The sequence below is a fragment of the Tsukamurella sp. DT100 genome (assembly GCF_049844855.1).
GTDB lineage: Bacteria > Actinomycetota > Actinomycetes > Mycobacteriales > Mycobacteriaceae > Tsukamurella.
Map to the genome: position 1 here is coordinate 287,366 of NZ_JBNCLV010000002.1, position 25,261 is coordinate 312,626.

General features: G+C 70.8%; 26 protein-coding genes. 11 read left to right on the forward strand and 15 right to left on the reverse strand.

The annotated features are described in order from the left end of the window. The first annotated feature begins 5 nt into the window (after positions 1 to 5). The gene (locus ACLQ3K_RS05035) at positions 6 to 2,198 is read left to right on the forward strand and encodes a 3-hydroxyacyl-CoA dehydrogenase NAD-binding domain-containing protein (RefSeq protein ID WP_425997516.1); all 2,193 of its coding nucleotides are present in this window, start codon (positions 6 to 8) and stop codon (positions 2,196 to 2,198) included. Between the two features lie 110 nt (positions 2,199 to 2,308). On the opposite strand, the gene ACLQ3K_RS05040 is transcribed toward ACLQ3K_RS05035, so the two are convergent. From ACLQ3K_RS05040 to ACLQ3K_RS05050, 3 genes are all read right to left on the reverse strand, one after another. Beyond that, on the reverse strand, positions 2,309 to 2,956 hold the full coding sequence (locus ACLQ3K_RS05040; RefSeq protein ID WP_224651403.1) for an HdeD family acid-resistance protein: 648 nt from the start codon (positions 2,954 to 2,956) through the stop codon (positions 2,309 to 2,311). Positions 2,957 to 3,098: 142 nt separating this feature from the next. Next, positions 3,099 to 3,749 carry a hypothetical protein gene (locus ACLQ3K_RS05045; RefSeq protein WP_425997518.1) on the reverse strand — a complete coding sequence of 217 codons (651 nt, stop codon included), beginning with the start codon at positions 3,747 to 3,749 and terminating at the stop codon, positions 3,099 to 3,101. After that, on the reverse strand, positions 3,749 to 3,985 hold the full coding sequence (locus tag ACLQ3K_RS05050; RefSeq protein WP_425997520.1) for a carboxylesterase family protein: 237 nt from the start codon (positions 3,983 to 3,985) through the stop codon (positions 3,749 to 3,751). The genes ACLQ3K_RS05045 and ACLQ3K_RS05050 overlap by 1 nt, the downstream gene beginning before the upstream one ends. Between ACLQ3K_RS05050 and ACLQ3K_RS05055 the strand changes: the two genes are divergently transcribed. Together ACLQ3K_RS05055 and ACLQ3K_RS05060 are read left to right on the forward strand one after the other, a co-directional pair. Then, positions 3,928 to 4,434, forward strand: a complete 507-nt coding sequence (locus ACLQ3K_RS05055) for an FGGY-family carbohydrate kinase (RefSeq protein WP_425997522.1) — start codon at positions 3,928 to 3,930, stop codon at positions 4,432 to 4,434. The genes ACLQ3K_RS05050 and ACLQ3K_RS05055 overlap by 58 nt on opposite strands. Beyond that, positions 4,424 to 5,521 carry an aminopeptidase gene (locus ACLQ3K_RS05060; protein WP_425997524.1) on the forward strand — a complete coding sequence of 366 codons (1,098 nt, stop codon included), beginning with the start codon at positions 4,424 to 4,426 and terminating at the stop codon, positions 5,519 to 5,521. Before ACLQ3K_RS05055 ends, ACLQ3K_RS05060 begins: the two co-directional genes overlap by 11 nt. 133 nt (positions 5,522 to 5,654) lie before the next feature. Here ACLQ3K_RS05060 and ACLQ3K_RS05065 read toward each other — a convergent pair whose 3' ends face one another. Together ACLQ3K_RS05065 and ACLQ3K_RS05070 are read right to left on the reverse strand one after the other, a co-directional pair. Continuing rightward, positions 5,655 to 6,419, reverse strand: coding sequence for a GAF and ANTAR domain-containing protein (locus ACLQ3K_RS05065; RefSeq protein ID WP_425997526.1), 765 nt, complete (start codon positions 6,417 to 6,419; stop codon positions 5,655 to 5,657). Between the two features lie 91 nt (positions 6,420 to 6,510). Continuing rightward, positions 6,511 to 8,535 carry a M13 family metallopeptidase gene (locus ACLQ3K_RS05070; protein ID WP_425997528.1) on the reverse strand — a complete coding sequence of 675 codons (2,025 nt, stop codon included), beginning with the start codon at positions 8,533 to 8,535 and terminating at the stop codon, positions 6,511 to 6,513. A gap of 158 nt (positions 8,536 to 8,693) precedes the next feature. Here ACLQ3K_RS05070 and ACLQ3K_RS05075 point away from each other — a divergent pair, with 158 nt between their 5' ends. Beyond that, on the forward strand, positions 8,694 to 10,763 hold the full coding sequence (locus ACLQ3K_RS05075; protein ID WP_425997530.1) for a CocE/NonD family hydrolase: 2,070 nt from the start codon (positions 8,694 to 8,696) through the stop codon (positions 10,761 to 10,763). Positions 10,764 to 10,782: 19 nt separating this feature from the next. On the opposite strand, the gene ACLQ3K_RS05080 is transcribed toward ACLQ3K_RS05075, so the two are convergent. Then, the gene (locus ACLQ3K_RS05080) at positions 10,783 to 11,517 is read right to left on the reverse strand and encodes a pirin family protein (RefSeq protein ID WP_425997532.1); all 735 of its coding nucleotides are present in this window, start codon (positions 11,515 to 11,517) and stop codon (positions 10,783 to 10,785) included. Positions 11,518 to 11,596: 79 nt separating this feature from the next. Between ACLQ3K_RS05080 and ACLQ3K_RS05085 the strand changes: the two genes are divergently transcribed. Next, positions 11,597 to 13,228: an NTF2-like N-terminal transpeptidase domain-containing protein gene (locus tag ACLQ3K_RS05085; RefSeq protein ID WP_425997534.1), complete on the forward strand. Its 1,632-nt coding sequence runs from the start codon at positions 11,597 to 11,599 to the stop codon at positions 13,226 to 13,228. An 8-nt stretch (positions 13,229 to 13,236) separates the two neighbouring features. Here ACLQ3K_RS05085 and ACLQ3K_RS05090 read toward each other — a convergent pair whose 3' ends face one another. Further along, positions 13,237 to 13,659, reverse strand: a complete 423-nt coding sequence (locus ACLQ3K_RS05090; protein ID WP_425997536.1) for a DUF3054 domain-containing protein — start codon at positions 13,657 to 13,659, stop codon at positions 13,237 to 13,239. Positions 13,660 to 13,868: 209 nt separating this feature from the next. After that, complete coding sequence (locus ACLQ3K_RS05095; RefSeq protein ID WP_425997538.1) at positions 13,869 to 15,107, reverse strand: lysylphosphatidylglycerol synthase transmembrane domain-containing protein; 1,239 nt, start codon at positions 15,105 to 15,107, stop codon at positions 13,869 to 13,871. A gap of 34 nt (positions 15,108 to 15,141) precedes the next feature. On the opposite strand from ACLQ3K_RS05095, the gene macS reads away from it, so the two are divergent. Both macS and ACLQ3K_RS05105 read left to right on the forward strand, forming a co-directional pair. After that, positions 15,142 to 16,359, forward strand: a complete 1,218-nt coding sequence (macS, locus tag ACLQ3K_RS05100) for a MacS family sensor histidine kinase (protein ID WP_425997540.1) — start codon at positions 15,142 to 15,144, stop codon at positions 16,357 to 16,359. Positions 16,360 to 16,387: 28 nt separating this feature from the next. Continuing rightward, entirely contained in the window at positions 16,388 to 17,038 is a 651-nt protein-coding gene (locus ACLQ3K_RS05105; RefSeq protein ID WP_224651931.1) for a response regulator, read from the forward strand. A gap of 114 nt (positions 17,039 to 17,152) precedes the next feature. Here the strand turns inward: ACLQ3K_RS05105 and ACLQ3K_RS05110 are convergent, their stop codons facing one another. The 7 genes from ACLQ3K_RS05110 to ACLQ3K_RS05140 all read right to left on the reverse strand — a co-directional run bounded on the left by ACLQ3K_RS05110 (position 17,153) and on the right by ACLQ3K_RS05140 (position 21,785). Beyond that, a complete protein-coding gene (locus ACLQ3K_RS05110) occupies positions 17,153 to 17,407 on the reverse strand; it encodes a hypothetical protein (RefSeq protein ID WP_336669658.1) in 255 nt (84 codons plus the stop codon). Between the two features lie 37 nt (positions 17,408 to 17,444). Then, entirely contained in the window at positions 17,445 to 17,750 is a 306-nt protein-coding gene (locus ACLQ3K_RS05115; protein ID WP_224651935.1) for a GlsB/YeaQ/YmgE family stress response membrane protein, read from the reverse strand. A gap of 266 nt (positions 17,751 to 18,016) precedes the next feature. Continuing rightward, complete coding sequence (locus ACLQ3K_RS05120; protein WP_425997543.1) at positions 18,017 to 18,718, reverse strand: GAF and ANTAR domain-containing protein; 702 nt, start codon at positions 18,716 to 18,718, stop codon at positions 18,017 to 18,019. 138 nt (positions 18,719 to 18,856) lie between these two features. Continuing rightward, a complete protein-coding gene (locus ACLQ3K_RS05125; RefSeq protein ID WP_425997545.1) occupies positions 18,857 to 20,314 on the reverse strand; it encodes an aspartate ammonia-lyase in 1,458 nt (485 codons plus the stop codon). Between the two features lie 47 nt (positions 20,315 to 20,361). Further along, entirely contained in the window at positions 20,362 to 20,667 is a 306-nt protein-coding gene (locus ACLQ3K_RS05130) for a barstar family protein (RefSeq protein WP_425997547.1), read from the reverse strand. Positions 20,668 to 20,669: 2 nt separating this feature from the next. Beyond that, complete coding sequence (locus ACLQ3K_RS05135; protein ID WP_425997549.1) at positions 20,670 to 21,050, reverse strand: ribonuclease domain-containing protein; 381 nt, start codon at positions 21,048 to 21,050, stop codon at positions 20,670 to 20,672. Positions 21,051 to 21,125: 75 nt separating this feature from the next. Beyond that, entirely contained in the window at positions 21,126 to 21,785 is a 660-nt protein-coding gene (locus ACLQ3K_RS05140; protein ID WP_336669663.1) for a TetR family transcriptional regulator, read from the reverse strand. A gap of 177 nt (positions 21,786 to 21,962) precedes the next feature. Here ACLQ3K_RS05140 and ACLQ3K_RS05145 point away from each other — a divergent pair, with 177 nt between their 5' ends. The 4 genes from ACLQ3K_RS05145 (at position 21,963) to ACLQ3K_RS05160 (ending at position 25,185) form a co-directional block, all read left to right on the forward strand. Next, complete coding sequence (locus tag ACLQ3K_RS05145; RefSeq protein WP_425997551.1) at positions 21,963 to 23,015, forward strand: flavin reductase family protein; 1,053 nt, start codon at positions 21,963 to 21,965, stop codon at positions 23,013 to 23,015. Between the two features lie 26 nt (positions 23,016 to 23,041). Beyond that, on the forward strand, positions 23,042 to 24,214 hold the full coding sequence (locus ACLQ3K_RS05150; protein ID WP_255604303.1) for a fatty acid desaturase family protein: 1,173 nt from the start codon (positions 23,042 to 23,044) through the stop codon (positions 24,212 to 24,214). A gap of 24 nt (positions 24,215 to 24,238) precedes the next feature. Then, positions 24,239 to 24,607 (forward strand): hypothetical protein, encoded by a 369-nt coding sequence (locus tag ACLQ3K_RS05155; protein ID WP_425997554.1) that lies wholly within the window; start codon positions 24,239 to 24,241, stop codon positions 24,605 to 24,607. A gap of 95 nt (positions 24,608 to 24,702) precedes the next feature. Then, positions 24,703 to 25,185, forward strand: a complete 483-nt coding sequence (locus ACLQ3K_RS05160) for a hypothetical protein (protein WP_425997556.1) — start codon at positions 24,703 to 24,705, stop codon at positions 25,183 to 25,185. Positions 25,186 to 25,261 lie beyond the last annotated feature (76 nt).

Here is a 25,261-nt window from a genome sequence, read left to right on the forward strand (position 1 = left end):
GAAACATGTCTGACAACATGATCCGCTGGGAGCAGGACGCCGACGGCATCGTCACCCTGACGATGGACGACCCGACCAGCTCCGCGAACACCATGAACGAGCTGTACGGCACGTCCATGCGCGCCACCGTCGACCGCCTCGAGGCCGAGGTCGAGTCCATCACCGGTGTCGTCATCACCTCCGCGAAGAAGACCTTCTTCGCGGGCGGCAACCTGACCGAGATCCGCAAGGCCACCCCGGCCGAGGCGCAGCAGGTCTTCGACAACGTCCAGGAGATCAAGAAGGACCTCCGTCGTATCGAGAAGCTGCCCAAGCCCGTCGTGGCCGCCATCAACGGCGCCGCGCTCGGCGGCGGCCTCGAGATCGCCCTCGCCGCCAACCACCGCATCGCGGCGGACGCGCGCGGCAGCAAGATCGGCCTCCCCGAGGTCTCGCTCGGCCTGCTCCCCGGCGGCGGCGGCGTGACCCGCACCGTCCGGATGCTCGGCCTGCAGGGCGCGCTCATGGGCGTCCTGCTCCAGGGCACCCAGATGAACCCGACCAAGGCTCAGAAGACCGGCCTGGTCAACGACGTCGTCGCCACCGTCGACGAGCTGCTCCCCGCCGCCAAGGCGTGGATCAAGGCCAACCCCGAGGGCGGCGTGCAGCCCTGGGACGTCAAGGGGCACCGCATCCCCGGCGGCTCGCCGATCGACAAGACCCTGGCCCCGAACGCCCCGGCGTTCCCGGCCAACCTGCGCAAGCAGCTCAAGGGCGCGCCCATGCCGGCGCCGGAGGCCATCATGGCCGCCGCGTTCGAGGGCACCTACGTCGACTTCGACACCGCCCTCGAGATCGAGTCGCGCTACTTCACCAAGCTGGCCACGGGCAGCGTCTCGAAGAACATGATCAAGGCGTTCTTCTTCGACCTGCAGCACATCAACGGCGGCGGCTCGCGCCCCGACGGCTTCGAGAAGTACCAGGCCAAGAAGGTCGGCGTCATCGGCGCCGGCATGATGGGCGCGGCGATCGCGTACGTCTCGGCGAAGGCCGGCATCGAGGTCGTCCTCAAGGACATCGACCTCGACGCCGCCAAGCGGGGCAAGGCGTACTCGGAGCAGCTCGAGGCGAAGGCGCTGGCCAAGGGCCGCACCACGCAGGAGAAGTCCGACGAGCTGCTCGGCCGCATCACGCCGACCATCGACCCGCAGGACTTCGCGGGCGTCGACCTCGTCATCGAGGCCGCGTTCGAGTCGGTCGAGGTGAAGAACAAGGTGTTCCAGGAGATCGAGGACATCGTCGAGCCCGACGCCATCCTCGGCTCCAACACGTCGACCCTGCCGATCACCATCCTCGCCGAGGGCGTCAAGCGCTCCGAGGACTTCATCGGCATCCACTTCTTCAGCCCCGTCGACAAGATGCCGCTGGTGGAGATCATCAAGGGCGAGAAGACCTCCGACGCCGTCCTGGCGAAGGTGATCGACTACACCCTGCAGATCAAGAAGACCCCGATCGTCGTCCACGACAGCCGCGGCTTCTTCACCTCCCGCGTCATCGGCACGTTCATCAACGAGGCCCTCGCGGCCATCGGCGAGGGCGTCGACCCGGTGTACCTGGAGCAGGCGGGCCAGCAGGCCGGCTACCCGGCCGCGCCGCTGCAGCTGACGGATGAGCTCACGCTCACCCTGATGCAGAAGATCCGCCTCGCGACCGAGACCGCCCTCAAGGCGGAGGGCAAGGACGTGCCGCAGCACGGCGCCTTCGCCGTGGTCGACTGGATGGTCGAGAACGGCCGCACCTCCAAGAAGGACGGCGCCGGCTTCTACGACTACGCCGACGGCAAGCGCACCGGCCTGTGGCAGGGCTTCCAGGAGCACTTCAAGTCGGGCAGCGTCACGCCGGACTTCCACGAGCTCCAGGAGCGCATGCTCTTCATCGAGTCCATCGAGACCGTCCGCTGCTTCGACGAGGGCGTGCTCACCTCGGTGGCCGACGCCAACATCGGCTCGATCTTCGGCATCGGCTTCCCCGCCTGGACCGGTGGCGTGCTGCAGTACATCAACACCTACGAGGGCCGCCCGGGCACGCCCGCCGAGGGCCTCGCGGGTCCGAAGGCGTTCATCGCGCAGGCGAACTTCCTGGCCGGCAAGTACGGCGAGCAGTTCACCCCGCCCGCCTCGCTGGTCGCCAAGGCCGAGGCCGGCGAGACCTACGAGTAGGACTCACCGCCGCACGGTCTGAACGACGAAAGGGGCCGGCACCGTCGAGAAGACGGTGCCGGCCCCTTGTCGGTCTGCCGGGGTGAGGCCGGCAGTTCCGCGGGTGCGGACTAGACCTGCGGGCGGATGCGGTTGATGTTCGACCGGATCTGGATGCCGTGGAAGATCTCGACCAGGCCGAGCACGATCAGGACGATGCCGGTGGCCAGCACCAGCGACGGGATCGAGTCGTACGGGTAGATCACGACGAAGGCACCGGCGGCGATGGAGATGATGGCCAGGATGATGCCCCACACCTTGCCGGGCGCGCCCTTCGGGAAGTCGGCGTAGAGCGACAGGCCCGCGATGCCGCGGAAGATCCAGCCCACGCCGATCCAGATGGCGAGCATCACCAGCGACTCGACGACGTTGCGGAATGCGACGACGGCCAGCACGATCGAGACCGCACCGGTCAGGAAGGTGAGCAGGCGCCACCAGAAGCTCTGCGAGGAGAGCACGCCGAAGGTCGCGACGATCTGGAGCACGCCGGTGATGAGCAGGTAGAGCGCGAACAGGATCGCCACGACGTGCAGCGTCGGCTGCGGCCAGGCGAGCAGCACGATGCCGAGGATCGCGGCGATGGCGCCGATGGCGATGGCCGTCTGCCAGGTGCGCTTGGCGACATCCGCGGCGAACCCGCGCACCTCGTTGACGAACTGCTGGCCGGCACCGAGCGGGTTGCTCGGGGGGTTCGGGTTGTTCGTGGGACTAGCGGTCATGATCTCCCTCTTCTCGTGAGACGTTCCCGGCGATGAATCGAGGTGAACCCGTGTTCGTCTCTCGCCGACGACAGACAATCACACCAGAGGACCTTTTGCGATACGAACAGCGGGTGGGAATCGTCGCAGTTCGAACCCGTGACTACACTCGTCGTCCCCAGGCCGTCAGAAGATCGAGGTCACGGTGCCCGGGCGGGCCGAGGATCGCGATGTCGCCCTCGCCGGTGAAGGGCGCCCAGCCAGGGGAGCCCGTGGCACAGAATCGGACCCAGGCGCCGTGCACGGCCGCGGCGAGTTCCCGCGGGGGCCGCGGCCCGGCGTGCCGGGCGAAGGCGGGATCGTCGAGGTTGTCCAGCGCGAAGCCGACGTCGAGGGCGTGGAACGCGGTGCGGGTCAGGAGCGGCGACGGCCAGGTGAACAGGTACGCGTGGCAGTTGCGCCCCTGCCCCCGCTGCGCCCGTAGTGACGGCGCGCAGAACAGGCCGTCCGAGACGAGCTCGACGAAGGCGTCGGCACCGTCGAACCGCTGCCGGTAGGCGCGCACGACGGCCTCGTCGGCCCCGAGCAGGGCCAGTTCGGCGGCGACCCGCGCGTCCGGCGCGGCGCCGGCCCACGCGGGCGGGAAGACCCCGGGCGTGCGCCACAGGTCGGCCTCGGCGGCGTTGTGCCCGATGATCATCGGCACGGCGGCCGGGCCGCGGGACAGGACGTCGACGGGGCTCTCGGGCACCAGATCGCCGTCCCGCGCGAGGGTGAACATCGTGGCCTGCCGGTGCGGGGGCAGTCCCGCCATCACGTCCGCGACCGCCCGCCCGACTGTCCGCGGGGCGACGGTGCGCAGGTCGGCGGCGGTCGGGGTGAGGTGAGCCGCTCCGCGGCGATCCGCGCGGGCCTGGCGGCGGTCTCGGCGTCGTACGCGAGCGCGATGCCGGACTGGCAGATCGCGCCCGCGAACAGGCGCCCGGCGTGCGGTGACGCGGCCAGCGCCGAGGCGCTCATCGCGCCCGCGGACTCGCCCGCGATCGTCACCGGGCGCGCGCGGCGGCTTCCTCGGGCTCTCGCTCGAGCACGACCGCGGCGACATGGCCCGTGCGGTGCTCGAGGGCATCGCCCAATCCGCCGCCGAGGCGCTGCGCGCCTACGAGGCGGAGTCCCTGGCGCCCAGCCGGATCCGCGCGGTGGGCGGCGGCACCAAGAACGCCGTCTGGCTGCAGGCGATCTCCGACATCAGCGGCTACCCGCAGGAGGTCGTCGGCGGATCGGGCGCCGCGCAGGGCGACGCCATGCTCGCGGCGTGCGCCGTCGGGATGACCCGGCCGGACCTGCTCGACGACTGGGTCGACGTGCAGCGGTCCGTGGCGCCCCGCACCGAACTCGCCCCGCTCTACGCCCGGCAGAGCGCCGCCTACCGGGCCTTCTACCGCGCCACGCGCGACATCGTCAGCGACCTGAACGAACTGAGGAGCCATGACCAGTGACGACCCCCGGTGGGCCCGCCTCGCCGAGCACATCGCCCACCGCCTGGAGATCGCCGCCGATTCGCGCGTGAGCGTCTTCCTCAACGATGCGGCCGCCACCCCCGCGGCGCACGCCCTGATCCGCGAGGCCACGCGCCGCGGCGCCGCGGTGCAGACGGTCTACACCAGCGAGTTCGCCGACGCGGACGCGCTCGCCACGCGGACCGTCGACGAGCTGCGGGAGCCCGCGCCGGTGGAGGTCGCGGCGATGGAGTGGTCGACCGTGCACGTCTCCTTCCGCGCGATGCTGTGGCCGGAGCACGAGTCGGAGCTGCCCGACCTGCCGGCGAAGCTCGCGGCGCAGCGCACCGCCAAGGGCGTCGTGTCGTCGCTGCGCTGGCGCGGCACCCGCTGGGCCGTGGTGCGGATCCCCACCGCGGATTGGGCGGAGCGCATCGCGGTGCCCTTCCCGACGCTGCTCGACGAGTTCTTCGCGGGCGCGCTCGACGACTGGGACGCGCACCGTCGCCGCTGGCAGCCGCTCGCCGACGCCGTGAGCGCCGCCGACACCATCACCGTGATCTCACCCGACACCCACCTCACGATGCGCGTCGCCGGCCGGCTCGGGGTGCTCTTCGCCGGCGAGGCGAACCTCCCCGATGGCGAGGTCGCCACGGCGCCGCTCGACGACGGGGTGAACGGGCACATCACCTTCCCCGGCGTCTTCGTCTTCGCCGGCCGTTCCTTCGAGGACCTGCGGCTCGAGTTCCGCGACGGGCTCGTCACCGGGGTCTCCGCGACGCGCGGCGCGGAGGTGGCGCGCGCGCTCATCGCCACCGACGGCGGCTCCGCCCGGATCGGTGAGCTCGGGATCGGCACCAGCGACAAGGTGCAGACCTGGACCGGCGACCTGTTCATCGACGAGAAGATCCTCGGCAGCGTGCACATCGCCTTGGGCCGGGCGTACGCGGAGTGCAACGGCACCAACGACTCCTCGCTGCACTGGGACATCGTCAAGGACCTCCGCACCGGCGCTCCCGGCGGCGCGGGCAGCCTGATCATCGACGGCAGGCCCCTCATCGCCGACGGGGTTGTGCTCGAGCCGTAGGGCTGCCGGTGGGTGGGGCCGTGGTCGCTCGGAGAATCCATGCGCCCCACACATGTCTGCATCCGCGCTGGTCAGTGGGTATGTCTGCGACAAAGGGGTATGCGCATCGCGCATACCCCTCCACACCGTCGGGCTACTCCGGCCCGGCGTCGATGACCTGCTCGGCGACCTCGGCGAGGCGGATGTTGCTGTCCTGGGAGAGGCGCGCGAGGAGCCGGAAGGCGGCGTCGGAGTCCAGCTTGTAGCGCTCCATGATCATGCCCTTGGCCTGCCCGATCACGTCGCGCGTGGTGAGCGCCGCGCGGATCTGCTCCTTCTCGCGCACCGCGGAGAAGGCGACGGCCGCGTGCACGGCGTACAGCGAGCCGATCGAGATGGATTCGGCGTCGAAGGCGTGCGGCTCGCGGGCCATGAGGTCGAGCGTGCCGTAGGCCTCGTTCTGCACGTACAGGCAGAACGAGAGGATCGAACCGACGCCGGCCTCGTGTGCGGCGGCGGCGAAGCGGGGCCACCGCTCGTCGGTGGCCGTGTCCTCCAGCAGCAGGATCGTGGTCGACTCGAAGGTCGCCCCGACGCTGGGGCCCTCCTCCAGGTCGCGCTGCACGTCGGCGACGCGCTGCGCCTCCTCGCCGATCACCACGGGGTGCGAGATGCCGCCCTTGGGGTCGACGAGGGTGACGCACGCGAAGTCGGCGCCGGGGACCTGATCGACGGCGAACTGCGTGGCCGCCGTCAGGAGGGACTCGGAATCCCCGGACTGCTCGCGCAGCAGCCTCGCGATCTCGCCCATCCGCTCGCCGAGGGTCAGTTCCTCGAGCGGGACCTCGGGTGATTCGTGGACGACACCGAGGACGGAGGGGAGTTGTTCGCTGGTCTGTTTGCGTGAGTGCACGGCCACCCGTTCTCCGTGCCGGTTCGGCACGGGGTCACTGCATGGGTATCCGCCGGTTGCTGGACGGGTCGTTCGAAAAGTCGCTACTGATCGGTTCTCACCATATCGAGACGCGGCGGTCGCGGTCCAAAAACAGGCGATCCCCGGCATCGACGCCGAACGCGGCGTAGAACTCGTCGAGGTTCGAGACGATGGCATTGCAACGGAATTCGGCCGGCGAATGCGGGTCGATCGCGAGCCTCCGGATCGCCTCCTCGGGGCGGGACTTCCCGCGCCAGACGACGCCCCAGCTGTAGAACATCCGCTGCAGGCCGGTCAGGCCGTCGACGCGCGTGGACTCGTCGTCGACGGTGCCGCCCGCGCGCTCCCGGGCGATCGCGTAGGCGACCAGGGCGATGCCGAGGCCCCCGAGGTCGCCGATGTTCTCGCCCACGGTGAAGCCGCCGTTGACGTGGTGCTCGGAGCCGCCGGGCTCGCCGGCCAGCTCGCGCGGCACGAGCGCGTCGTACTGCGCGATGAGGGCCGTGGTGCGCTTGCCGAACTCCTCGCGGTCGGCGTCGGTCCACCAGTCCTCGAGGTTGCCGTCGCCGTCGTACTTGGCGCCCTGGTCGTCGAAGCCGTGGCCGATCTCGTGCCCGATCACGGCGCCGATGCCGCCGTAGTTCACGGCGTCGTCGGCCGTGGGCGAGAAGAACGGCGGCTGCAGGATCGCCGCGGGGAAGACGATCTCGTTCATGCCGGGGTTGTAGTAGGCGTTGACCGTCTGCGGCGTCATGAACCACTCGTCGCGGTCGACGGGCGCGCCGATCTTCGCGAACTCGCGGTCGTGCTCGAAGGCCTCGCCGCGGCGCAGGTTCCCGATCAGGTCGTCCCGGCGGATCTCCAGCGCGGAGTAGTCGCGGGAGACGTCCGGGTAGCCGATCTTCGGGGTGAACTTGCCCAGCTTCTCCAGCGCGCGCTCGCGCGTCGCGGGGGTCATCCAGGGCAGCTCGGTGATCCGGCGGCGGTAGGCCTCCACCAGGTCGGCGACGAGCGCCTGCATGCGCTCCTTGGAATCGGCGGGGAAGTGCTGCGCGGTGTACAGCTCGCCCACCGCGAAGCCCAGGTACTGCTCGACCAGGGTGACGCCGCGCTTCCAGCGGTCCCGGATCTCCGGCGTGCCGGTGAGCGCCGTGCCGTAGAAGGCGAAGTGCTCGTCGACGAGGGCATCGGTGAGGAAGGGGCTGCGCGCGTGCAGCACCCGCCAGGCGAGCCACGTGCGCCACTGCGCGAGCGGACGGTCGGTGAGCAGGTCGGCGGCGTGCGTTGCGAACGACGGCTGCCGCACGTTCACCTCGGCGAACGCCGGGCTCGCCTCCGTGCCGGTGACGGCGGCGACCCAGGCGGCGGGGGCGAGCCCCGGCGCCTCGGCGGAGAACTCGGCGAAGGTGCGCAGGTTGTAGCCCTTGTCGGCGTCGCGCCGGGCGACCACGTCCCAGTGTCCGGCCGCGATCGCGGTCTCCAGCTCGAGGACCTGCGCGGCGGCCGCGTCCTCCTCGCCCGGCGCCACGACGCCCTCGAGCACCTCCGCGGCCAGGCGGAAGGTCGCGGCGACGTGCGCCACGAACTTCTCCCGGATCGGCGCGTACTGCTCCTCGCGGTAGTAGGCCTCGTCTGGCAGGGAGATCCCGCTCTGCACCACGTTCACCAGGTAGCGGTCCGAGCGCTTGGCGTCGGTGTCCACGTAGTAGCCGAGCAGCCCGCTCACGCCCGTCCGCTGCAGCCGGCCGAGGACCGTCACCAGGTCCGACGGCGACTGCGCCCGCCGGACCTCCGTCAGCTCGTCGGCCAGGGGCGCGAGGCCCGCGGCGGCGATGGCGCCGGTGTCCATGAAGCTCGCGTACAGGTCGCCGATCCGCGCGGCGTCGCCGGTCGCCCCGGCGTCGGCGGCACAGGCCTCGATGATCGTGCGGACGGTCTCCTCAGCGGCGTCGCGGAGGGCGTAGAAAGCGCCGTCGGTCGAGCGGTCGGCGGGGATCTCGTGCGTGTCCAGCCAGGCGCCGTTGACGTGCCCGAACAGGTCGTCCTGCACGCGGATGCCGGCGTCGACGTGGCTGAGGTCAAGAGCGGGAGAAGTCGTCACCCGTCCATCCTGCCAGCCGACCTCAGGAATCTCACATGGTGGGAGAAGTGACTCGTCAGTATTCCCTATGGCGCAGCACACCGTTAGCGTGCGGTGTGACGCAAACCGCTATCAGGGTTGGCCTGGGGCGGGGTGGAGAAGTTAAAGGGGATTCTTCGATGAGGCTGATACGTCCGCGACTGCGGCTGACTCTGGCCGCCCTGCTCACGGCGTTCGTGCTGATCGGAACGTCGATCACCGTGCCCGGACTCGTCGCGCGGGCAGGCGCGGAGCCGTGGAAGCCGGGGCCGGGTGTCGCGGGCATGATCAACCCCGAGTGGATCGCCTCCCACGACGGCCCGACGCAGTACCCGAAGATGGCCACGGAGTGGGACGTTCCGATCCGCATGTCGGACGGCACCGTCCTGCGGGCCAACATCTTCCGGCCCGCGGACGCGTCCGGCAGGGCGATCGAGACCAAGACCCCGACGATCGTCAACGTCACGCCCTACACCAAGTTCGTCAGCACCATCGCCACCGTGATGACCAACGTCCCCGTGCTCTTCCCGACGCTCGTGGGCGTGCTCAACATGTTCAACTTCTCCGGCACGCCGATCGGCGGCGTCGACGACCTCCGCAACGTGCTCAACGGTGGCCTGATCAACACCTTCACGGTCGACCAGAAGCTGGTGCAGAGCGGGTACACGCAGGTCGTCGTCGATGTGCGCGGCACCGGCAACTCGCAGGGCGTCTGGGACGTCTTCGGTGCGCGCGAGCAGACGGACACCGTCGAGGTGCTGGACTGGGTGCGTCAGCAGAACTGGACGAACGGCCGCCTCGGCATGTCCGGCGTCTCGTACTCCGCGATCAATCAGCTCCAGGCGGCGTCGAAGAACCCCGCCGGCCTGCAGGCCCTGTTCCCCGTCGTCCCCGGTGCCGACATCGCCGCCGACATCGTCGCCCCCGGCGGCGGCCTCGGCGTCGGCTTCCTCGGTCCCTGGCTCGCCATCGTCAACATCCTCAAGTTCATCCCCGACCTGCGCTCGCTGCTCAACGGCACCTTCGACTGGAAGTGGTTGCAGGACCGGCTGCAGAACCCGGCGGTGTTCTTCCCGGAGCTGCTCTCCGGCGTCTTCTCGCCGACGGTCGAGGGGCTCACCCCCACTACCAAGCAGCTCATCGATAAGAACTCGCCGCTGCGCGCCGCCTACCGCACGGCGCTGGACAAGATCACCACGCCGACCTTCGCGCTCGGCGCCTGGAACGACCTGTTCACCAACACCGAGTGGCGCCTTCCCAAGGACCTGAGCGCCCTGCCCACGAGCAAGAAGAAGCTCATCATGGGCGACGCGGCGCACGCCACCGTCACCAACGACCTGGGCGGGGTGAACCAGCCGACGCGCGCCGACGTGCTGCAGAAGGCGTGGTTCGACAAGTGGCTCAAGGACGCCGACAACGGCATCGACAACTACGCACCGGTCACCGTGCACCGCATGGGCGGCGGCTGGTGGCAAGGTGACACCTTCCCCGAGCCCGGCCAGAAGTACCAGCGCATGTACCTCTCCAGCCTGCCCTCGGGCACCGCGCCGACCGCGCTGTCGGACAACAGCCTCCAGACCGCGCCGCCGAAGATCGCGGCGCGGCGCACCGTCGGCCCCGGCCTCTCGACGCTGTGCTCGAACGACACCGGGCAGGCGATGTTCGGGCTCCTCGTCTTCACCGGCTGCACCAAGGACACCCGGGTCGCGGAGATGAACGCGCTCACCTTCACGTCCAAACCGGTGGGGAAGCCGACGGTGATCTCGGGCCCGATCAACCTGCGTCTCAACACCACACAGGACGCCCGCGACGCGTACTGGAGCGTGATCGTGACCGACGTCGGTCCCGACGGACGGTCCGAGAAGATCAGCTCCGGCCAGCTCACCACGTCGCTGCGGCAGATCGACGAGTCCCGCAGCATCCGCACGGCGAGCGGCGATCTCGCGTCCCCGTACTACCAGCTCAACATCGACGACCGCGAGCTGGTCAAGCCCGGCCAGGTAGTGCCGCTCGACATCGGTACCCACGCCGTGAGCGCCGTCCTCAAGCCCGGGCACCGGCTGCGGGTCGACGTCTTCGCGCTCAACCTGATCAAGTCGATGACCGTCGGGCCCGTCACCGCGGAGACGCAGTTCCGGCCGCAGCACGTGCTGATCGACCCGAAACAGCCGAGCTACCTCGTCGTCCCCTCCGACCGGCCGCTGCCGTAGCCGGACTCCGGCGTGCCGTTCAGCCGCCCAGGCGGTTCCGCATGCGCCAGAACAGGAGCTCGGCACCGTCGGGCCCGGCGGTCACGCGCCGCCCGTCCGCGACGGTGCGCAGCGAGTCGCCGTCGGACAGACCGACCGGACCGCCGGACGACTCGGCGACCACCGCACCGTCGGCCAGGTAGAGGTGCCCGAAGGGCGCGTCCGGCAGGTCGAGGGCGCGGCCGGGCGCCAGGCGCGCCGCGAACAGGGTGGCGCCGCGGTTGCCGATCCGGATCGCCGCGTCCTGCGCGGGGTCGCCCGACGCGACGGCGACCAGGCCGCCCGCCGCGAGATCGGCGTCGACCTCCCGCTGCTCGTACGACGGTGCGCCGCCCGGCTCGTCGGGCAGCACCCACATCTGGACGAACCGGACGTCGGCGCCCGCGGGGTCGGGGCGATCGTTGCGCTCGGAGTGCAGGACGCCGGTGCCCGCGCTCATCCGCTGGGCGAGGCCCGGATGGACCAGCCCGGCGTGTCCCTCGCTGTCCTGGTGGACGAGGGAACCGGACAGCACCCAGGTGACGATCTCGACGGCGCGGTGCGGGTGCGTGTCGAAGCCCGTACCCGCTGCGACCTGCTCCGCGTTGCACGCGAGCAGGACGCCGTGGTGCGTATTGTCCGGATCGTAGTGGTCCCCGAAGGAGAAGCAGTGGCGCGACTGCACGCCCGGCATCGACGACGCGGCGCGGTCGTCTGAGCGCAGCAACCGTTCCATATCCCAAGGATGCCATGTGAGGACCGGTAAACTCCGCGGCCAGGGGTGCCGAACGCACCATGAGCAGCGAGGAGACCACGTGAGACGCAGCGGCCGGGCACGGTACGGCGCCGCCGCGGTGGTCTCCGCACTCCTCCTCACGCTGGGCTCCGGGCTGGCCGCGTGCGGCGACAGCGCCGTTGCCGAGGTGCAGAAGATGCTCGACGGCTACGGCTCGGCGCTGGGCGAGGGCAAGGCCGTCGCGGCCGCCGCCTTCACCTCCTCGCCCGACGCGGCGGGCGGTGTCATCGGCCGCACGCTGCGCGACATGAACGCGAAGTCCGTCGAGGTCACGGCGTCCAACGTGCAGCGCTACTCCGGCGGCAACGCCACCTTCGACGTGAAGACGCACTGGAACTTCGGCGACGGCCGCGACTGGGACTACACCACCAAGGGCAGCGCCTCGCAGCTGTCGATCGGCTGGCGCATCTCCTGGGACCCCGCGGTGCTCGCGCCGGGCCTCACGCCCGACACCGCGATCCGGCAGATCCGCACCGACGCGAAGCCGCCGAAGGTCTTCGCCGCGGACAAGTCGGAACTGATGTTCGCCGGCACCGTGCACCGGCTCACCGTCGATCCGAACAAGACCAAGAACCTGACCGACAGCCTGAACCGGGTCGCGAAGATCGTCTCCCCGGTCGCGCCGCTGGTCACGCCCGAATCCCTCGCCGCGAAGGCGAAGGCGGACCCCGGCAAACCGGTCCCCGTCGTGGACCTGCGGGACGACGACTACGGGGTCCTCGGCGACGCGCTGACGGCCGTCCCGGGCCTGCAGGACACCACGGCGGGCGATCTGCTCATCGCCAACCGGCAGCTGTTCTCGCCCCTCTTCGACGGCATCAAGGGCGCCTGGCAGGCCAACCGCGACGCCACCGCCGGCTGGGAGGTGCAGCTGCTCACGAACGGGAAGCCGCCCACCAAGATCGTCGGCTTCCAGGGCCCGCCCGGGCCCGACCTGCGGACCGCGATGGATCCCAAGGTGCAGCTCGACGTCGAGAACGCCGTGGTCCAGCTGGGGCAGCCCGCCGCCATGGTCGTACTGTCCGTCTCCACCGGCGCCGTGCTGGCCGCCGCGCAGAACACGCAGGCCAGCGGCATCTCCATCGATTGGGCGCTCACCGGGCTCGCCACCACCGGCCCCGTGCTGGAGCCGCTCTACAGCGAGGTCAACGCCGCCGCGGGGAACGACGCAGGCAAGCAGGCGAAGCTGCTCGCCCCGCTCGGCGTGGGCACCGACTTCGCCATGCCGGGCGTGACGACGAAGACCGCGGAGCTGCCCGGCACCGGCGGCCGGGGCGCCGCCGAGCTCGGCGCCGACACCGTCAAGGCCAGCCCCTTCGGCATGGCCGTCTTCGCCTCCGCGATCGCCAAGGGTAGGACCACGGCGCCGTACGTGGTGCAGGGGCAGACCGCGAAGCCCAGCGCGCCGCTCGGCGACGTCGATGAGAAGATCCTCAAGGCGGTGCGGGCGAAGATGGACTCGACCGTGTCCCCGTCGGGCGACGGCAGCGACCTCGCCTCGACCAAGGCCAAGGGGCTCGTGGGCACCAACGGCCCCGAGGGACCGGGCTGGTTCATCGGCTACCGCGGCGACCAGGCCTTCGCGATCCTGGTCAGCGGCGAGCGTTCCGGCGCCGGGTCACTGCAGGTCGCGGGCGCGTATCTGAAGTAGCGCGCGGCTCAGGCGCCGGTCGCGGTGGTCGCCTTCGCGCGACGCGACAGGACCGCGCGGGCGATGGCGCGCCAGCCCAGGAGGAACACGCCGAGCGCGATGGTCGCGACGATGACGAAGCTGACCTCGACGCCCTTCGAGGTGAGCAGCCCGCGGGCCGTCATGCCGAAGGCCACCGTCGAGACCCAGATGATGACGCCGGCGGGAAAGACGCGCCCCGGGGCGAAGGTGGCGGCGCGGCCGGGCTCGTGACCGCGCAGGGCGGCCAGCACGTAGGTGAACGCCCAGCCCACCGCCAGCGCGAGCAGGAAGGGCCACGCGGTCTCGGCGAACCCGGCAGGCGAGAAGGCCTCGTTGTGATTGAACCGGCCGATCACCACGAACAGCAGGACGAAGACCACGTCGAGGGCGGCGATGACCGGGATGCGCATACGGCAACGGTAAATGATCTGCGGCTCCTGCCGGGAATCGGATCGCGGGGCCGTGACGGCACGCGGCCGGGGCGCGGTCCTCCCAACCGCGGCCCCGACCGGGCCTGACCCCCTCGCCCCCCTCCACTCCGGGGCGCCGTGAGCGTTGCGGGTCTCTCGCTCACAGGAACGACGATGCCCGCCGGCCCTTCACCGGCGGTTGGGGCGCGCTAAATTCGCTGGTCGGGGCCGGTTCCGGTCGACGGTGCGCCGTCGTCAGGCGGACCGTCGGGCTCCGGAGGGTCGGCGTGCGCGCCCTCGGTGGCGGCCTCCGCCGCCTTCGCGGCCTTCTCGGACGGCTTCTCGCCGTTCCTGTCCGGGGCGTCGGGATCGACGTCCATGGTGCTGCGGTACGAGACGAAGAACACGACCCAGCCGACCACGACCACGAGGACGTAGCTGACCAGGCGGTACAGCAGGGTCGCGGTGAGGGCCTGGCTCAGCGGCATCCCGGAGAGCGCGAGGGCCGGGACCAGTGCGCCCTCCACGAGACCGAGGCCGCCGGGGATCGGGCTGATGGTGTTGACCACCTTCGACGCCGCGTACGCGCCGGCGAGCGCGGCGAGGCCGGGCGCCTCGCCGACGGCGTAGCAGGCGAAGGCGAGGCAGGCCACGTCGGCGATCCAGTTGAACAGCGACCAGCCGAACGCCTCGGCGCCGTAGCGGCGGCCCATCTTCACGGATTGGAGCTGCTCGATCACCTCGCGCAAGCGGGCCAGCCCGGTGTCCTCGGGCTTGTTGCGCAGGTCGTTGGTCCAGCGGATCAGTCGGGCGCCCACCACGTACAGGCCGTCGGGGTGCGAGGCCACGTACTGCACGAGGACGATGAAGACGACGAGCATGCCGACCGAGAAGAGCACCGAGTACGGGCTCGTCTTCGCGCCGGCCAGCAGCGCGCCCGCGAGGCCGAGCACGGCGAGGCCCGCCGACATGAGCAGGCCGCTCATCACGATCTGCCAGGCCGCGACCACCCGCGACGCGCCCCACAGGCGGGTGCGCCGGTAGACGAGGGTCGGAGCGAGCACCTGCCCCCCGGGCATCGTCTGCGAGACGGAGTTGGAAGCGAGCTGCAGGCCCAGCGCCTGCCGCTGCGTGACCTTCACGCCCGCCGAGCGGAGCAGGACGCGGGTCACCTGGGCGAAGGAGTCCATGGAGAAGAAGACGGCGATCACGCAGGCCAGGACCCATTCCCAGCGGATGTGCTCGAGGTCCCGGATGGACTTCGACACCGTCGGGCCGAACAGGTACACCTCGACGCCGAGGACGATCGCGATGACGAGGAGCAGCGCCCGACGGACCCACCTCAGCCGCCGCCGGGTCACGGCGGTGTCCTTGGAGGGCGTGTCCTCGGGCGGCGGGCCGCCGGAGGGCTCGGCGCCGGGGGAGGGCGCGTCGTCGTCTGCCTGCATCGGCGCCAGCCTACTCAGCGGTTAACGTGGGCACATGGAAGGCCTCGCATCGCGGCTGCGGCGCGTCGAGCCCGCCGGCGACGCCGCCGGGGTGCGCGCGTCCGACGGCGACCCCCGCGCGCCGCTGTGGCGCGGTGCGCAGTGGTTCCGCGCGCTGTCCGTCGTGTACGCGGTGGGGCGGCAGATCGACGAGGCCGACCGGTACCAGCGGATCGGCTGGAGCTGGGTGATGATCGGCGCGGTGGTGGCGGTCAGCCTGATCGCCGGGATCGGCTACGTGCGCGGCTTTGGCCGCAACCGGTGGTTCGTGATCGGCGAGTTCGTGGGGGCCGCTGTGCTGGCCCTGGGCACCGTCTGGGTGGCCTCGCCCGAGTTCACCGCCCACAACCAGGCCCTGCCCACCACGTTGTGGTTGACCAATCCGGTGGTCTCGGCCGCGATCCTCGGCGGTCCCGTCGCGGGCATGGCCGGCGGCATCGCCATCGCCGTCGTCAACGCGATCTACCGCGGCACGTTCCCCGAGACCATCGTCCGCGACGCCAACTACCCCGTCTTCATGGCGGTCGGCCTGGGGCTCGGCGTCGCGGCGCGGGTCGCGATCCGCTCGCAGGAGCAGCTCCGCGAGGCCGAGCGCGTCGCCGCCGAGGCCCGGGCTCGGGAGCGCCTCGCCCGGGAGGTGCACGACGGGGTGCTGCAGGCCCTGGCCTTCCTCGCCCGACGGTGCGCCGCGCTCGGCGGGCCCGGCACGGAGCTGGGCGCGCTCGGCGAGCTGGCCGCGCAGCAGGAGCGGGCGCTGCGCCACCTGATCGCGGAGACGCCGTCGGCGGGCCCTACCGGGCCGGAGGACGAGGGCACCGTCGACCTGCGGGACCTGCTGCGGCCCCTCGCCTCGTCGACGGTGACGCTCGCGGAGCCGGGCGGCGCCGTGCTGCTCCCGGCCGGGCCCGCCGCCGAGGTGGCCGCGGCGGTGCGGAACGCGCTCGACAACACCGCGCTGCACGCCGGTCCCGGGGCGCGCTCGTACCTGCTGCTCGAGGACCTCGACGACGCCGTGCTGGTCACCGTGCGCGACGACGGCGCGGGAATCGCGCCGGGACGGCTCGACGCCGCACGCGCGGAGGGCAGACTGGGGGTGTCGGAGTCCATCGTCGGGCGGATGCGGGCGCTGGGCGGCCGCGCCGAACTGACGACGGGCGTCGGCGACGGGGTGGAATGGGAGTTGTCGGTGCCGCGGTCGACGCACGAGTCGTGACCGCCCTGGTGATGAGGAGACGAGTGCTGTGAACGTTGACCCGGCGGGTATTTCCGTGCTGGTGGTGGACGACCACCCGATGTGGCGCGAGGCGGTGGCCCGCGATCTCGAGGCGCGCGGTTTCGCCGTGGCCGGCACCGCCGATTCGGTGGCAGCGGCGGGGCGGATCGCCGGCGCGGTGCAGCCGTCGGTAGTGCTGATGGACATGTCGCTGCCCGACGGGAACGGCGCCGCCGGAACCGCGCTGGTGCTCGAGGCCGCGCCGAAGGCGCAGGTGCTGATCCTCTCCGCCTCCGACGAGCGCGACGACGTGGTCGAGGCCGTCAAGGCGGGCGCCTGCGGCTACCTGGTCAAGAGTGCCTCCGCGGAGGAGCTGGTGGCCGCCGTGCACGCCACCGCCGCGGGGCAGCCGGTGTTCACGCCGGGCCTCGCCGGGCTGGTGCTGGGCGAGTTCCGGCGCATGGCGTCGGCGCCCGAGCCCGCCGGTCCGGGGCTGACCGCGCGCGAGACCGAGGTGCTGCGGCTGGTGGCGAAGGGCCTGTCCGCCAAGCAGATCGCCACCCGCCTGCACCTGAGCCACCGCACCGTCGAGAACCACGTGCAGGCCACGCTGCGGAAGCTGCAGCTCGGCAACCGCGTCGAGCTGGCGCGCTACGCGTTGGAGAACGGGCTGGATTAGTGGCGCCCGGTTCCGGTCCCGGCGGGGCCGATCGGGAGCCGCGCCGTCGCGCCGGCGAACGGGGTCGCCCCCGCACGCCGGCGCCCCGGCACCGTGCTCGCCGGGCGCGGTGGATCAGGAGATCGGGACCTCCTTGATCTTGGTGTCCTCCTTGCCCGCGGTCTTGCAGTAGGCGATCGCCTCCGCTCGCAGTGCGGTCGCCGCACCAGCTGCCGGCTCCTCGCCGTGCTTGTCCTTGTACATCTTCTGGACCTGCTCGGTCTGGTCGGCCTCGGACATCGCCACGAAGTCCTTACAGGTGGTGTCGGCGCCGGCTTTCGCGCACCCGCCCAGCGCGAGTGCCGCTGCGAGAGCGGCGATCACTGCCACGGAATGAGTCGATTCCAGTCCTCTCATCGTCGCCCCCTCAGCCACGTCGTCCGGTGACCAGGCCCACGACGAACAGCAGGACGCACGACCCCGCGAGCGCGGTGAGCAGAGTGAGGATCCACCCGGCGCCGGCCGTGGAAACGCCGAGGAGCCTGAGGATGATCCCGCCGACGACACCGCCGACGATGCCCACCGCGATGTTGAGGAACAGGCCCTGCTGCGCATCGGTTCCCATGATCTTGCTCGCGAGCCACCCCGCGATGCCACCGATGATGATCCAGGCGATCCAGCCTATGCCGTCGAATCCGAGGTTCGCCTCGATCACCGTTGTCGAGAGTTGCATTGTCTCCTCCTTCTGTGCGGAAACCTCGTGGAGGCCACTCGCTGGGAGGACACGCAGGGAGACCGGCGATCCGTGATGCTCTGCGGGAGAAGCCGACGGCGCGCGTCCATACCGACGGGCGTCGACGACGCCGATCGGTTGAGCGGCCGCACCGTGGTCTCAATGCGAATGCACTCGAAGCGATCATCGCTTCGGTACGGCGGAAGACTAGCACGGATGCCGTACCGGGAGAGGCGTTCCCAGAGGCGGTGGAGGACCGGGCGGGATCACGCGGGCTCGCGGCTCGCGGACCCCTTCTCCACCACGCGTTCTGCGATCGTTGCCAGGGGAACGTTGCTGTCGCTGGAAACGCGGGACAGAAGTTCGAACGCCCGCACGGCGTCCACGTCGAAACGCTCCATGAGCATTCCCTTGGCCTGCCCGATGATGTCTCGGCTGGCCAGGGCGGAGCGGAATTGCAAAGCGCGATCGTTGGCGATGAGGGCCGTCGCGGCCTGCGTCGCCAACATCCCGCCGACGGTCTCGGATTCGTCGCCGAATGCATCGACCTTCTCGGAGAACAGGTTCAACGCGCCGACCCGGGAATCGAAGGTGAACAGCCGGAACGAGAGCATGCTGAGGATTCCCGCTTCCACCGCGGCGGGCGCGAATTCAGGCCAGCGGTCGTCGCCGCGGAGGTCGGGTGCGCGGGTGGCGGGGTTGGTGGTCGCCGCGTCCCAGCACGGGCCCTGCTGGAACCGGTGCTGGAGTGCGTCGAGCTTCTCGGTCAGTTCCGAGGTCGGCGCGAGGGAACCGTACTTCTCGGGCCCCTCGACGATCAGGATCGAGGCGCCCGCCACATCGGGAATCAGCTGGACGCATGCGGATGTGACGCTCTCGAGTGTGCTGTCGAGAGAACTCGTCTGCGCGATGTTGCGGGACATCTCCGCCATCGTCGTCAGCAGGCTTTCGAATCCCTCGTCAGTCATGCTCGTCCTCCGGTACCGGCAGTATTCGGTGTACCGCGAGAAAAGTAGCACGGTCGCCCGGGCTCTCCGCGCAGCCGACGAGGACCACCCGGATGCTCTAGTACGGAGCCGTATTCGGGTGGTCCTACGGTCGGCGTCCTACTCGCCGAGTCCGGCCGCCGGCGCGTCATCGGGCCGGGGCTGCAGAGCGTGGGGCGGATGCCCGGTGAGGTATTCGGGGCTGAGCAGGGAGTCGAGCACGGCATCGTCGAGTAGGGCGCGCTCGCGAACGATCTCGACGACCCCGCGCCCCGACTCCAGCGCCTCGGCGGCGACGGAGGTCGCGGCGGCGTAGCCGATGGTGGGGCTCAGCGCGGTCACGACGCCGATGGACTCGGCCACCATCTGCTCCAGGCGTTCCCGGTTCGCGGTGATCCCGGCGACGCAGCGCTCGCCGAGTACGCGGGCGCCGCGGGTGAGGTGCGCGATGGACTCGACCAGCGAGCGGGCGATGATCGGCTCGAAGGCGTTGAGCTGCAGCTGCCCGCCCTCGGCGGCCATGGTGATGGTGACGTCGTGGCCGATCACCTCGTAGGCGATCTGGTTCACCACCTCGGGGATGACGGGGTTGACCTTGCCCGGCATGATCGACGACCCCGCCTGCACCGCGGGCAGGTGGATCTCCGCGAGGCCGGCGCGCGGGCCCGAGGACAGCAGCCGCAGGTCGTTGCAGGTCTTCGACAGCTTCACCGCGATCCGCTTGAGCACGCCGGAGAGCTGGACGAAGACGCCGACGTCGGCGGTGGCCTCGATCAGGTCCGTCGCGCCGACCAGCTCGTGGATGCCCGTGACCTCGCGCAGCTGCTCGATGACCTTGCGCCGGTAGCCAGGGTGGGCGTTGAGGGCGGTGCCGATCGCGGTGCCGCCGATGTTGAGCTCGTGCAGCAGGCGCGTCGCCTCCTGCAGCCGCACGATGTCCTCGCCGAGCGTCGTGGCGAAGGCGCCGAACTCCTGCCCGAGTGTCATCGGGACCGCGTCCTGCAGCTGGGTGCGGCCCATCTTGAGGATGCCGGCGAACTCGTCGGACTTCGCGGCGAAGGTGCCGCGCAGCTCCGTGAGCACCTCGGCCAGCTCGGCGAGCTGGGTGATGAGGGCGATCTTGATCGCCGTCGGGTAGACGTCGTTCGTGCTCTGCCCCAGGTTCACGTGGTCGAGCGGGTGCAGCGCGGCGTAGTCGCCCTTGGGCCGGTCCAGGTGCTCCAGCGCGGCGTTGGCGATCACCTCGTTGGCGTTCATGTTCGTCGAGGTGCCCGCGCCGCCCGCGATGGTGTCGACGACGAACCACTCGTGCAGCCCACCGTCGCGGATCCGCTCGCACGCCGCGACGATCGCCGCTGACCGCTCCTCGTCGAGCAGGCCGAGCTGCCGGTTCGCCGACGCCGCGGCCTGTTTCACCGCTGCCAGCGCGTTCACCAGGTGGGTGTGGATCGCGATGGGGACGCCGGTGATCGGGAAGTTCAACAGCGCCCGGGCGGTGTGGGCGCCGTAGTAGGCGTCGGCGGGGACGTCGATGTCGCCGAGCAGGTCGTGCTCGCTGCGCGTCTGGGATGTGGTCATCGCACAATCGTTGCGCACCGCCGCCGCTCGCTCGGCGGTTCGGCGGATCAGATTGTGCGCCCGGCCTGTCCGGAGTCGGCCTCCGCGGTGAGGGGGACGCCCGACGTGGCGAAGACGTCGAGCACCTCGGCGTAGAGCTTCGGGCCGAGCGCGGCGCGGACCTCGTCGGCGTGGGTGAGGCGGAAGCCGAAGGGCTCCTCCTCGGGGGTGCCGAAGCCGCCGCGCAGGCAGTCGACGAGGGCGTCGAGGTTGCTGCCGAAGTAGCCGTCGGGGCCGTTCACGGCCCGGCCGAGCTCGGTGTAGAAGTCGGCCGCCCCGGTCACCCGGCGCCCGTCCACGGTGTAGGTCTTCACGATCAGGCTCCCGTCACGATGCAGAACGAGGCGTAGTGGTCGCCGGTGTAGTACCAGTTGGGCGGCGAGGTGAGCGGCGCTCCGCCGGTGACGATCCGGCGCGCGCCGCGCGTCGACGAGCCGGGCGTGGGCACCGTGTACTCGTGGTAGTAGCCCGAAGCCTGCGCGGGCAGGATGCCCTCGCGGTTCTGGAACACCACCCCGTCGTTCTTGGGATACGGGAAGGGCCCGCCCTGGTGGATGAGGTTCGCGGTGTCGGTCGCCTGTGCCGGGAGCGAGGAGAGGGCACAGGTCGGCAGGGCGGCGGAGGCGGGGGAGACGGTCGCGACGGTGACGCCGAGCGCCACGACGACCGATCCCGCGAGGCGGGTTGCGGTACGCATGCTCAGAAGTTAGCCGAACTAGATGATCGCGTGGTGGCGGCGGGGTGAACGTCCGGGCCGGGGTGCGGCGCAGCCCTACCGCTCGCGCGGGGTGTACGTCGCCAGGCCCAGGGCCACGACCGTGAGCTGGCGAGTGGTGCGGTCGATGAGCTCGTCCTCGTCGCGGGTGTTGCGGGCGTCGATGCGCACCAGCTCGGCGACGAAGCCCAGCATGATCGTGACGTAGAGGTCGGCGATCATGTCGAGGTCCTCGACGCTCCACTCGCCGAGCGCGGGGATCCGCGACAGGTCGTGCGTGAGCTCCTTGGCGAACAGCCGCAGTTCCACGTCGATCGCGCGCTGCAGCTCAGGGGAGCCGCCGTAGCGCTCGCGCACGAGGAACTGGAACTCCGCGTCGTTGGTGCGGGCCTGCTTGGCGACGACGCGGATCGCCTCCGCGCCGCTCGGCGCCACGCCCTCGCGCCGACCCTCGCGGAGCATGCGGCGCAGGACGCGCATCGCGTCCTCGACGAGGGTGACGCCGAGGTCGTCCATCGAGGCGAAGTGGCGGTAGAAGGCGGTGGGCACGACGCCCGCCGCCTTGGCGACCTCGCGCAGCGACAGGCTCGCGAACGAGCGTTCACCGGCCAGGGCCAGCGCCTCGTCGAGCAGGGTCTGCCGCGTGCGCTCCTTGGCCTCCGCCCGCGACGGCCCCGGGGTGTGCCGTTCGACGGCGCGCGGGGTCGGTCTGGGCATGGATCCGAGTCTATCCCGCCGGGGCGAACGCGCTGCGTGCGCGGCTCGCGCCGGGGTGGAGGTCGAACCCGGCGCGGGCTCTGTGGTGGACGTCACGGAACTGCTCCTTGACGGGGAGGCGACGACTGCGTGCATACTGTGAGTGTACAAGCGTGCACTGAACGGAGAAACACAGCCATGAGCCGCTTCACCCGATTCGCCGGATCCGTCATCGAGGCGGTGCTGACCCCCCACGCGGTGGACCGCTACCTCGAGCTCGTCGACCCGATGGTCACCTGGACCGACATCCGTGGCCGCGTCACCGCCGTCAGCCGGCGCAGCGACCGCACCGTGACCTTCAGTGTGACGCCCACCCGCCAGTTCGAGGGTTTCCAGGCGGGCCAGTTCATCCAGGTCAGCGTGGTGATCGACGGCGTCCGTCAGACCCGCTGCTTCTCGCCCGCCGGCTCGCAGCATCAGCCCGGCGACCTCGAGTTCACCGTGACCGCGGACGCCGACGGCCACGTCAGCAAGCACCTCCGCGAGAACCTCGCGGTGGGCGACGTGCTGGGCCTGACCCCGGCGGCCGGTACCTTCACCCTGCCCGGAACGCCCGGCGATCGCCCCGCGCGGATCCGCCTCATCAGCGGCGGCAGTGGCATCACACCCGTACTCTCGATCGTGCGCACGCTCGTGGACGAGGAGCACGACGGGGCGATCGACGTCCTGCACTTCTGCCGCGACTCCGGCGACAACCCGTACCGCGAGGAGCTCGACCGCCTCGCCCGCCGGCAGAACGTCTCGGTGACCTATGTGTACACCCGCGCCGGCGGCCGCCACCTCGGCCCCGAGCACCTCGAGGACCTCGGCGACATCGGCTTCGCCTGCGGGCCCGCCCCGCTCCTCGACACCGCGAAACAGCTGTACTCCGACGCCGGCGTCGAGCTCCGCGTCGAGGAGTTCACCCCGCCCGTGGTGGCGGCACCGTCGGGCGAGGCGACCGGCACCCTGCGCTTCACCGAGGCCGGCACCGAGGTCGACAACGACGGCCGCAGCATCCTCGACCAGGCCGAGTCGTCCGGCCTCTTCCCCGAGAGCGGCTGCCGCATGGGCATCTGCTTCTCCTGCACCGCGGTCCGCAAGACGGGCTGCACCACCAACATCCTCACGGGCGAGACGAACGACGAGCCCGACCAGCACATCCAGCTCTGCATCAGCGCGCCCGTCGGCGACGTCGTGATCGCGCTCTAGCCACCATCTTCGAAGGGGAGTCCATCATGACCGAGCACATCACCCTCACCGCCGAGCAGGTCGAGGCCATCGGCGAGCGCTTCGACGCCATCCGCACCCGCGTGGTGAACGACCTGGGCGCCAAGGACCGCGAGTACATCTACAAGATCGTGCGCGCGCAGCGCGGCTTCGAGATCGCCGGTCGCGCCATGATGTACCTGCCGCCGCTGTGGCCGCTGGCCGTGGGCTCCCTGGGCGTGTCGAAGATCCTCGACAACATGGAGATCGGCCACAACGTGATGCACGGCCAGTACGACTGGATGCGTGAGCCGGGCCTGAACTCCCGCGAGTTCGAGTGGGACACCGTGTGCCCCGCCGACCAGTGGAAGCACAGCCACAACTACCTGCACCACACGTTCACCAACGTGCTCGACATGGACCGCGACATCGGCTACGGCATCCTGCGCATGGCCCCCGAGCAGAAGTGGCACCCGTACTACCTGGGCAACCTCGCCTACGCGGGCGCGCTCATGGTGCTCTTCGAGTGGGGCGTCATGCTGCACGACCTCGAGGCCGAGCGGATCGTCAAGGGCGAGCGCAAGTGGGGCGACATCAAGGAGCTCGTCGCCGGGATGCGGAAGAAGGCGGGCAAGCAGGTCCTCAAGGACTACGTCATCTTCCCGGCGCTCACCGGGCCCCTGTTCCCGCTGACCTTCCTGGGCAACATGTCCGCGAACCTGATGCGCAACCTGTGGACCTTCTCCATCATCTTCTGCGGGCACTTCCCGTCGGGCGTGCAGACCTTCACCAAGGAGGAGACGGCCGACGAGACCCGCGGCGAGTGGTACGTCCGGCAGATGCTGGGCTCGGCGAACATCGACGGCGGCCGCCTCTTCCACATCCTCAGCGGCAACCTGAGCTTCCAGATCGAGCACCACCTGTTCCCCGACATCCCCGCCAACCGCTATCCGGAGATCGCCGCCGAGGTCCGTGCGACGTGCGAGGAGTTCGGCCTGCCCTACAACACGGGCTCGCTGCGCGCCCAGCTCGGCTCGACGTGGAAGAAGATCGCGAAGCTCTCGCTGCCGAACCGCTGGACCAAGCAGGAGCCCGAGCTCGCCGTCACCATCGAGCGTGCCCGGCACGAGGACGCCGCGTCGAAGGCCCTCGCCAAGGCGGGCTGGCAGCGCGCCGCAGAGCGTGAGATGGTGTCGGTCTAAGCCGGACTGCAGGAGGGCGCGGACGTGGGCAAACTGGAGCGGCGCAAGGACGCGGCGCAGGAGGCCGTCGAGTCGACGGCCATCCGCGTCGGCCGGATCGCGACGATCATCACCACCGCCGTCGCCGATGTCGCGCGGGAGGTCGGCGACGCCGTGAGCGATGCCCTGGAGATGCGGCAGGCGGCCAAGGCCGCCGCCGCGGACGAGGCCCGCACGGAGCAGCGGTCGGCGCCGGCCGCCCCCGCCGACCTGCCGGACCCGCCCACCGCCGGGCACGAGACCGCCTCCGACGCGGCCGCGTCCGAGGAGTCGTCATCCGACGCGAACGACTCCGGCGTGGCGTCACCCGACGCGACGGAATCCGACGCGACCGGGCCGGCCACGGACTCCTGACCCGCGCGATGGAGCCACCGTGAAGAGAACGGTGGCAGCGCGCCCCCGGCCGTGAGAAGGTTGCAATCCAACAGTCTTTCGGGAGAGGTGTGGTCGTGAGCGCAGTAGAGCAGGGCAAGGCCGTGGTGAAGACGATCCGCGGCATCATCGGCGGCCTGACGCAGGCGCGCGGCGCGGCCGGTCGCGCCGCGGACGAGAAGTCCGAGATCACCTCCGACGTCGCCGCCGTGAAGTCGGCCGGCAAGGAGGTCACCGAGGGCGTGACCAACCTCAAGTCCGCGGGCTCGAAGCTGGACGCGGACGTGAAGTCCACCGCGGCGAACGTCTCCGCCGACATCGCCGCCGTCAAGGGCGTCAAGACTCCCGCCGCGAAGCCCGGCGCCGCGGACAAGGGTGCCGCCGCGGCCGCGGCGAAGGCCGACGCGAAGCCGGCACCGAAGGCCGACACCAAGGCCGGGGAGAAGCCGGCGCCGAAGACCGAGGCCAAGCCGGCACCGAAGGCCGAGGCCCCCAAGGTCGAGGCCCCCAAAGCCGCTGCGCCGAAGCCGGCCCCGTCGGCCCCGAAGGCGAAGCCCTGATCGACGAAACGGCCGATTCTGGCCCGGGAATCCCCTGAGCGGATCGCCGGGCCGGAATCGGCCGATTTCTCGACGG

Coding starts and splice junctions, on each gene's coding strand:
- ACLQ3K_RS05040 (WP_224651403.1), bottom strand. CDS start 2,956: ATGACCGCTAGTCCCACGAACAACCCGAACCCCCCGAGCAACCCGCTC.
- ACLQ3K_RS05080 (WP_425997532.1), bottom strand. CDS start 11,517: ATGGAACGGTTGCTGCGCTCAGACGACCGCGCCGCGTCGTCGATGCCG.
- ACLQ3K_RS05045 (WP_425997518.1), bottom strand. CDS start 3,749: ATGGCGGGACTGCCCCCGCACCGGCAGGCCACGATGTTCACCCTCGCG.
- ACLQ3K_RS05090 (WP_425997536.1), bottom strand. CDS start 13,659: ATGCGCATCCCGGTCATCGCCGCCCTCGACGTGGTCTTCGTCCTGCTG.
- ACLQ3K_RS05135 (WP_425997549.1), bottom strand. CDS start 21,050: ATGCGTACCGCAACCCGCCTCGCGGGATCGGTCGTCGTGGCGCTCGGC.
- ACLQ3K_RS05060 (WP_425997524.1), top strand. CDS start 4,424: ATGACCAGTGACGACCCCCGGTGGGCCCGCCTCGCCGAGCACATCGCC.
- ACLQ3K_RS05120 (WP_425997543.1), bottom strand. CDS start 18,718: ATGACTGACGAGGGATTCGAAAGCCTGCTGACGACGATGGCGGAGATG.
- ACLQ3K_RS05150 (WP_255604303.1), top strand. CDS start 23,042: ATGACCGAGCACATCACCCTCACCGCCGAGCAGGTCGAGGCCATCGGC.
- ACLQ3K_RS05115 (WP_224651935.1), bottom strand. CDS start 17,750: ATGCAACTCTCGACAACGGTGATCGAGGCGAACCTCGGATTCGACGGC.
- ACLQ3K_RS05140 (WP_336669663.1), bottom strand. CDS start 21,785: ATGCCCAGACCGACCCCGCGCGCCGTCGAACGGCACACCCCGGGGCCG.
- ACLQ3K_RS05145 (WP_425997551.1), top strand. CDS start 21,963: ATGAGCCGCTTCACCCGATTCGCCGGATCCGTCATCGAGGCGGTGCTG.
- macS (WP_425997540.1), top strand. CDS start 15,142: ATGGAAGGCCTCGCATCGCGGCTGCGGCGCGTCGAGCCCGCCGGCGAC.
- ACLQ3K_RS05035 (WP_425997516.1), top strand. CDS start 6: ATGTCTGACAACATGATCCGCTGGGAGCAGGACGCCGACGGCATCGTC.
- ACLQ3K_RS05075 (WP_425997530.1), top strand. CDS start 8,694: ATGAGGCTGATACGTCCGCGACTGCGGCTGACTCTGGCCGCCCTGCTC.
- ACLQ3K_RS05125 (WP_425997545.1), bottom strand. CDS start 20,314: ATGACCACATCCCAGACGCGCAGCGAGCACGACCTGCTCGGCGACATC.
- ACLQ3K_RS05095 (WP_425997538.1), bottom strand. CDS start 15,107: ATGCAGGCAGACGACGACGCGCCCTCCCCCGGCGCCGAGCCCTCCGGC.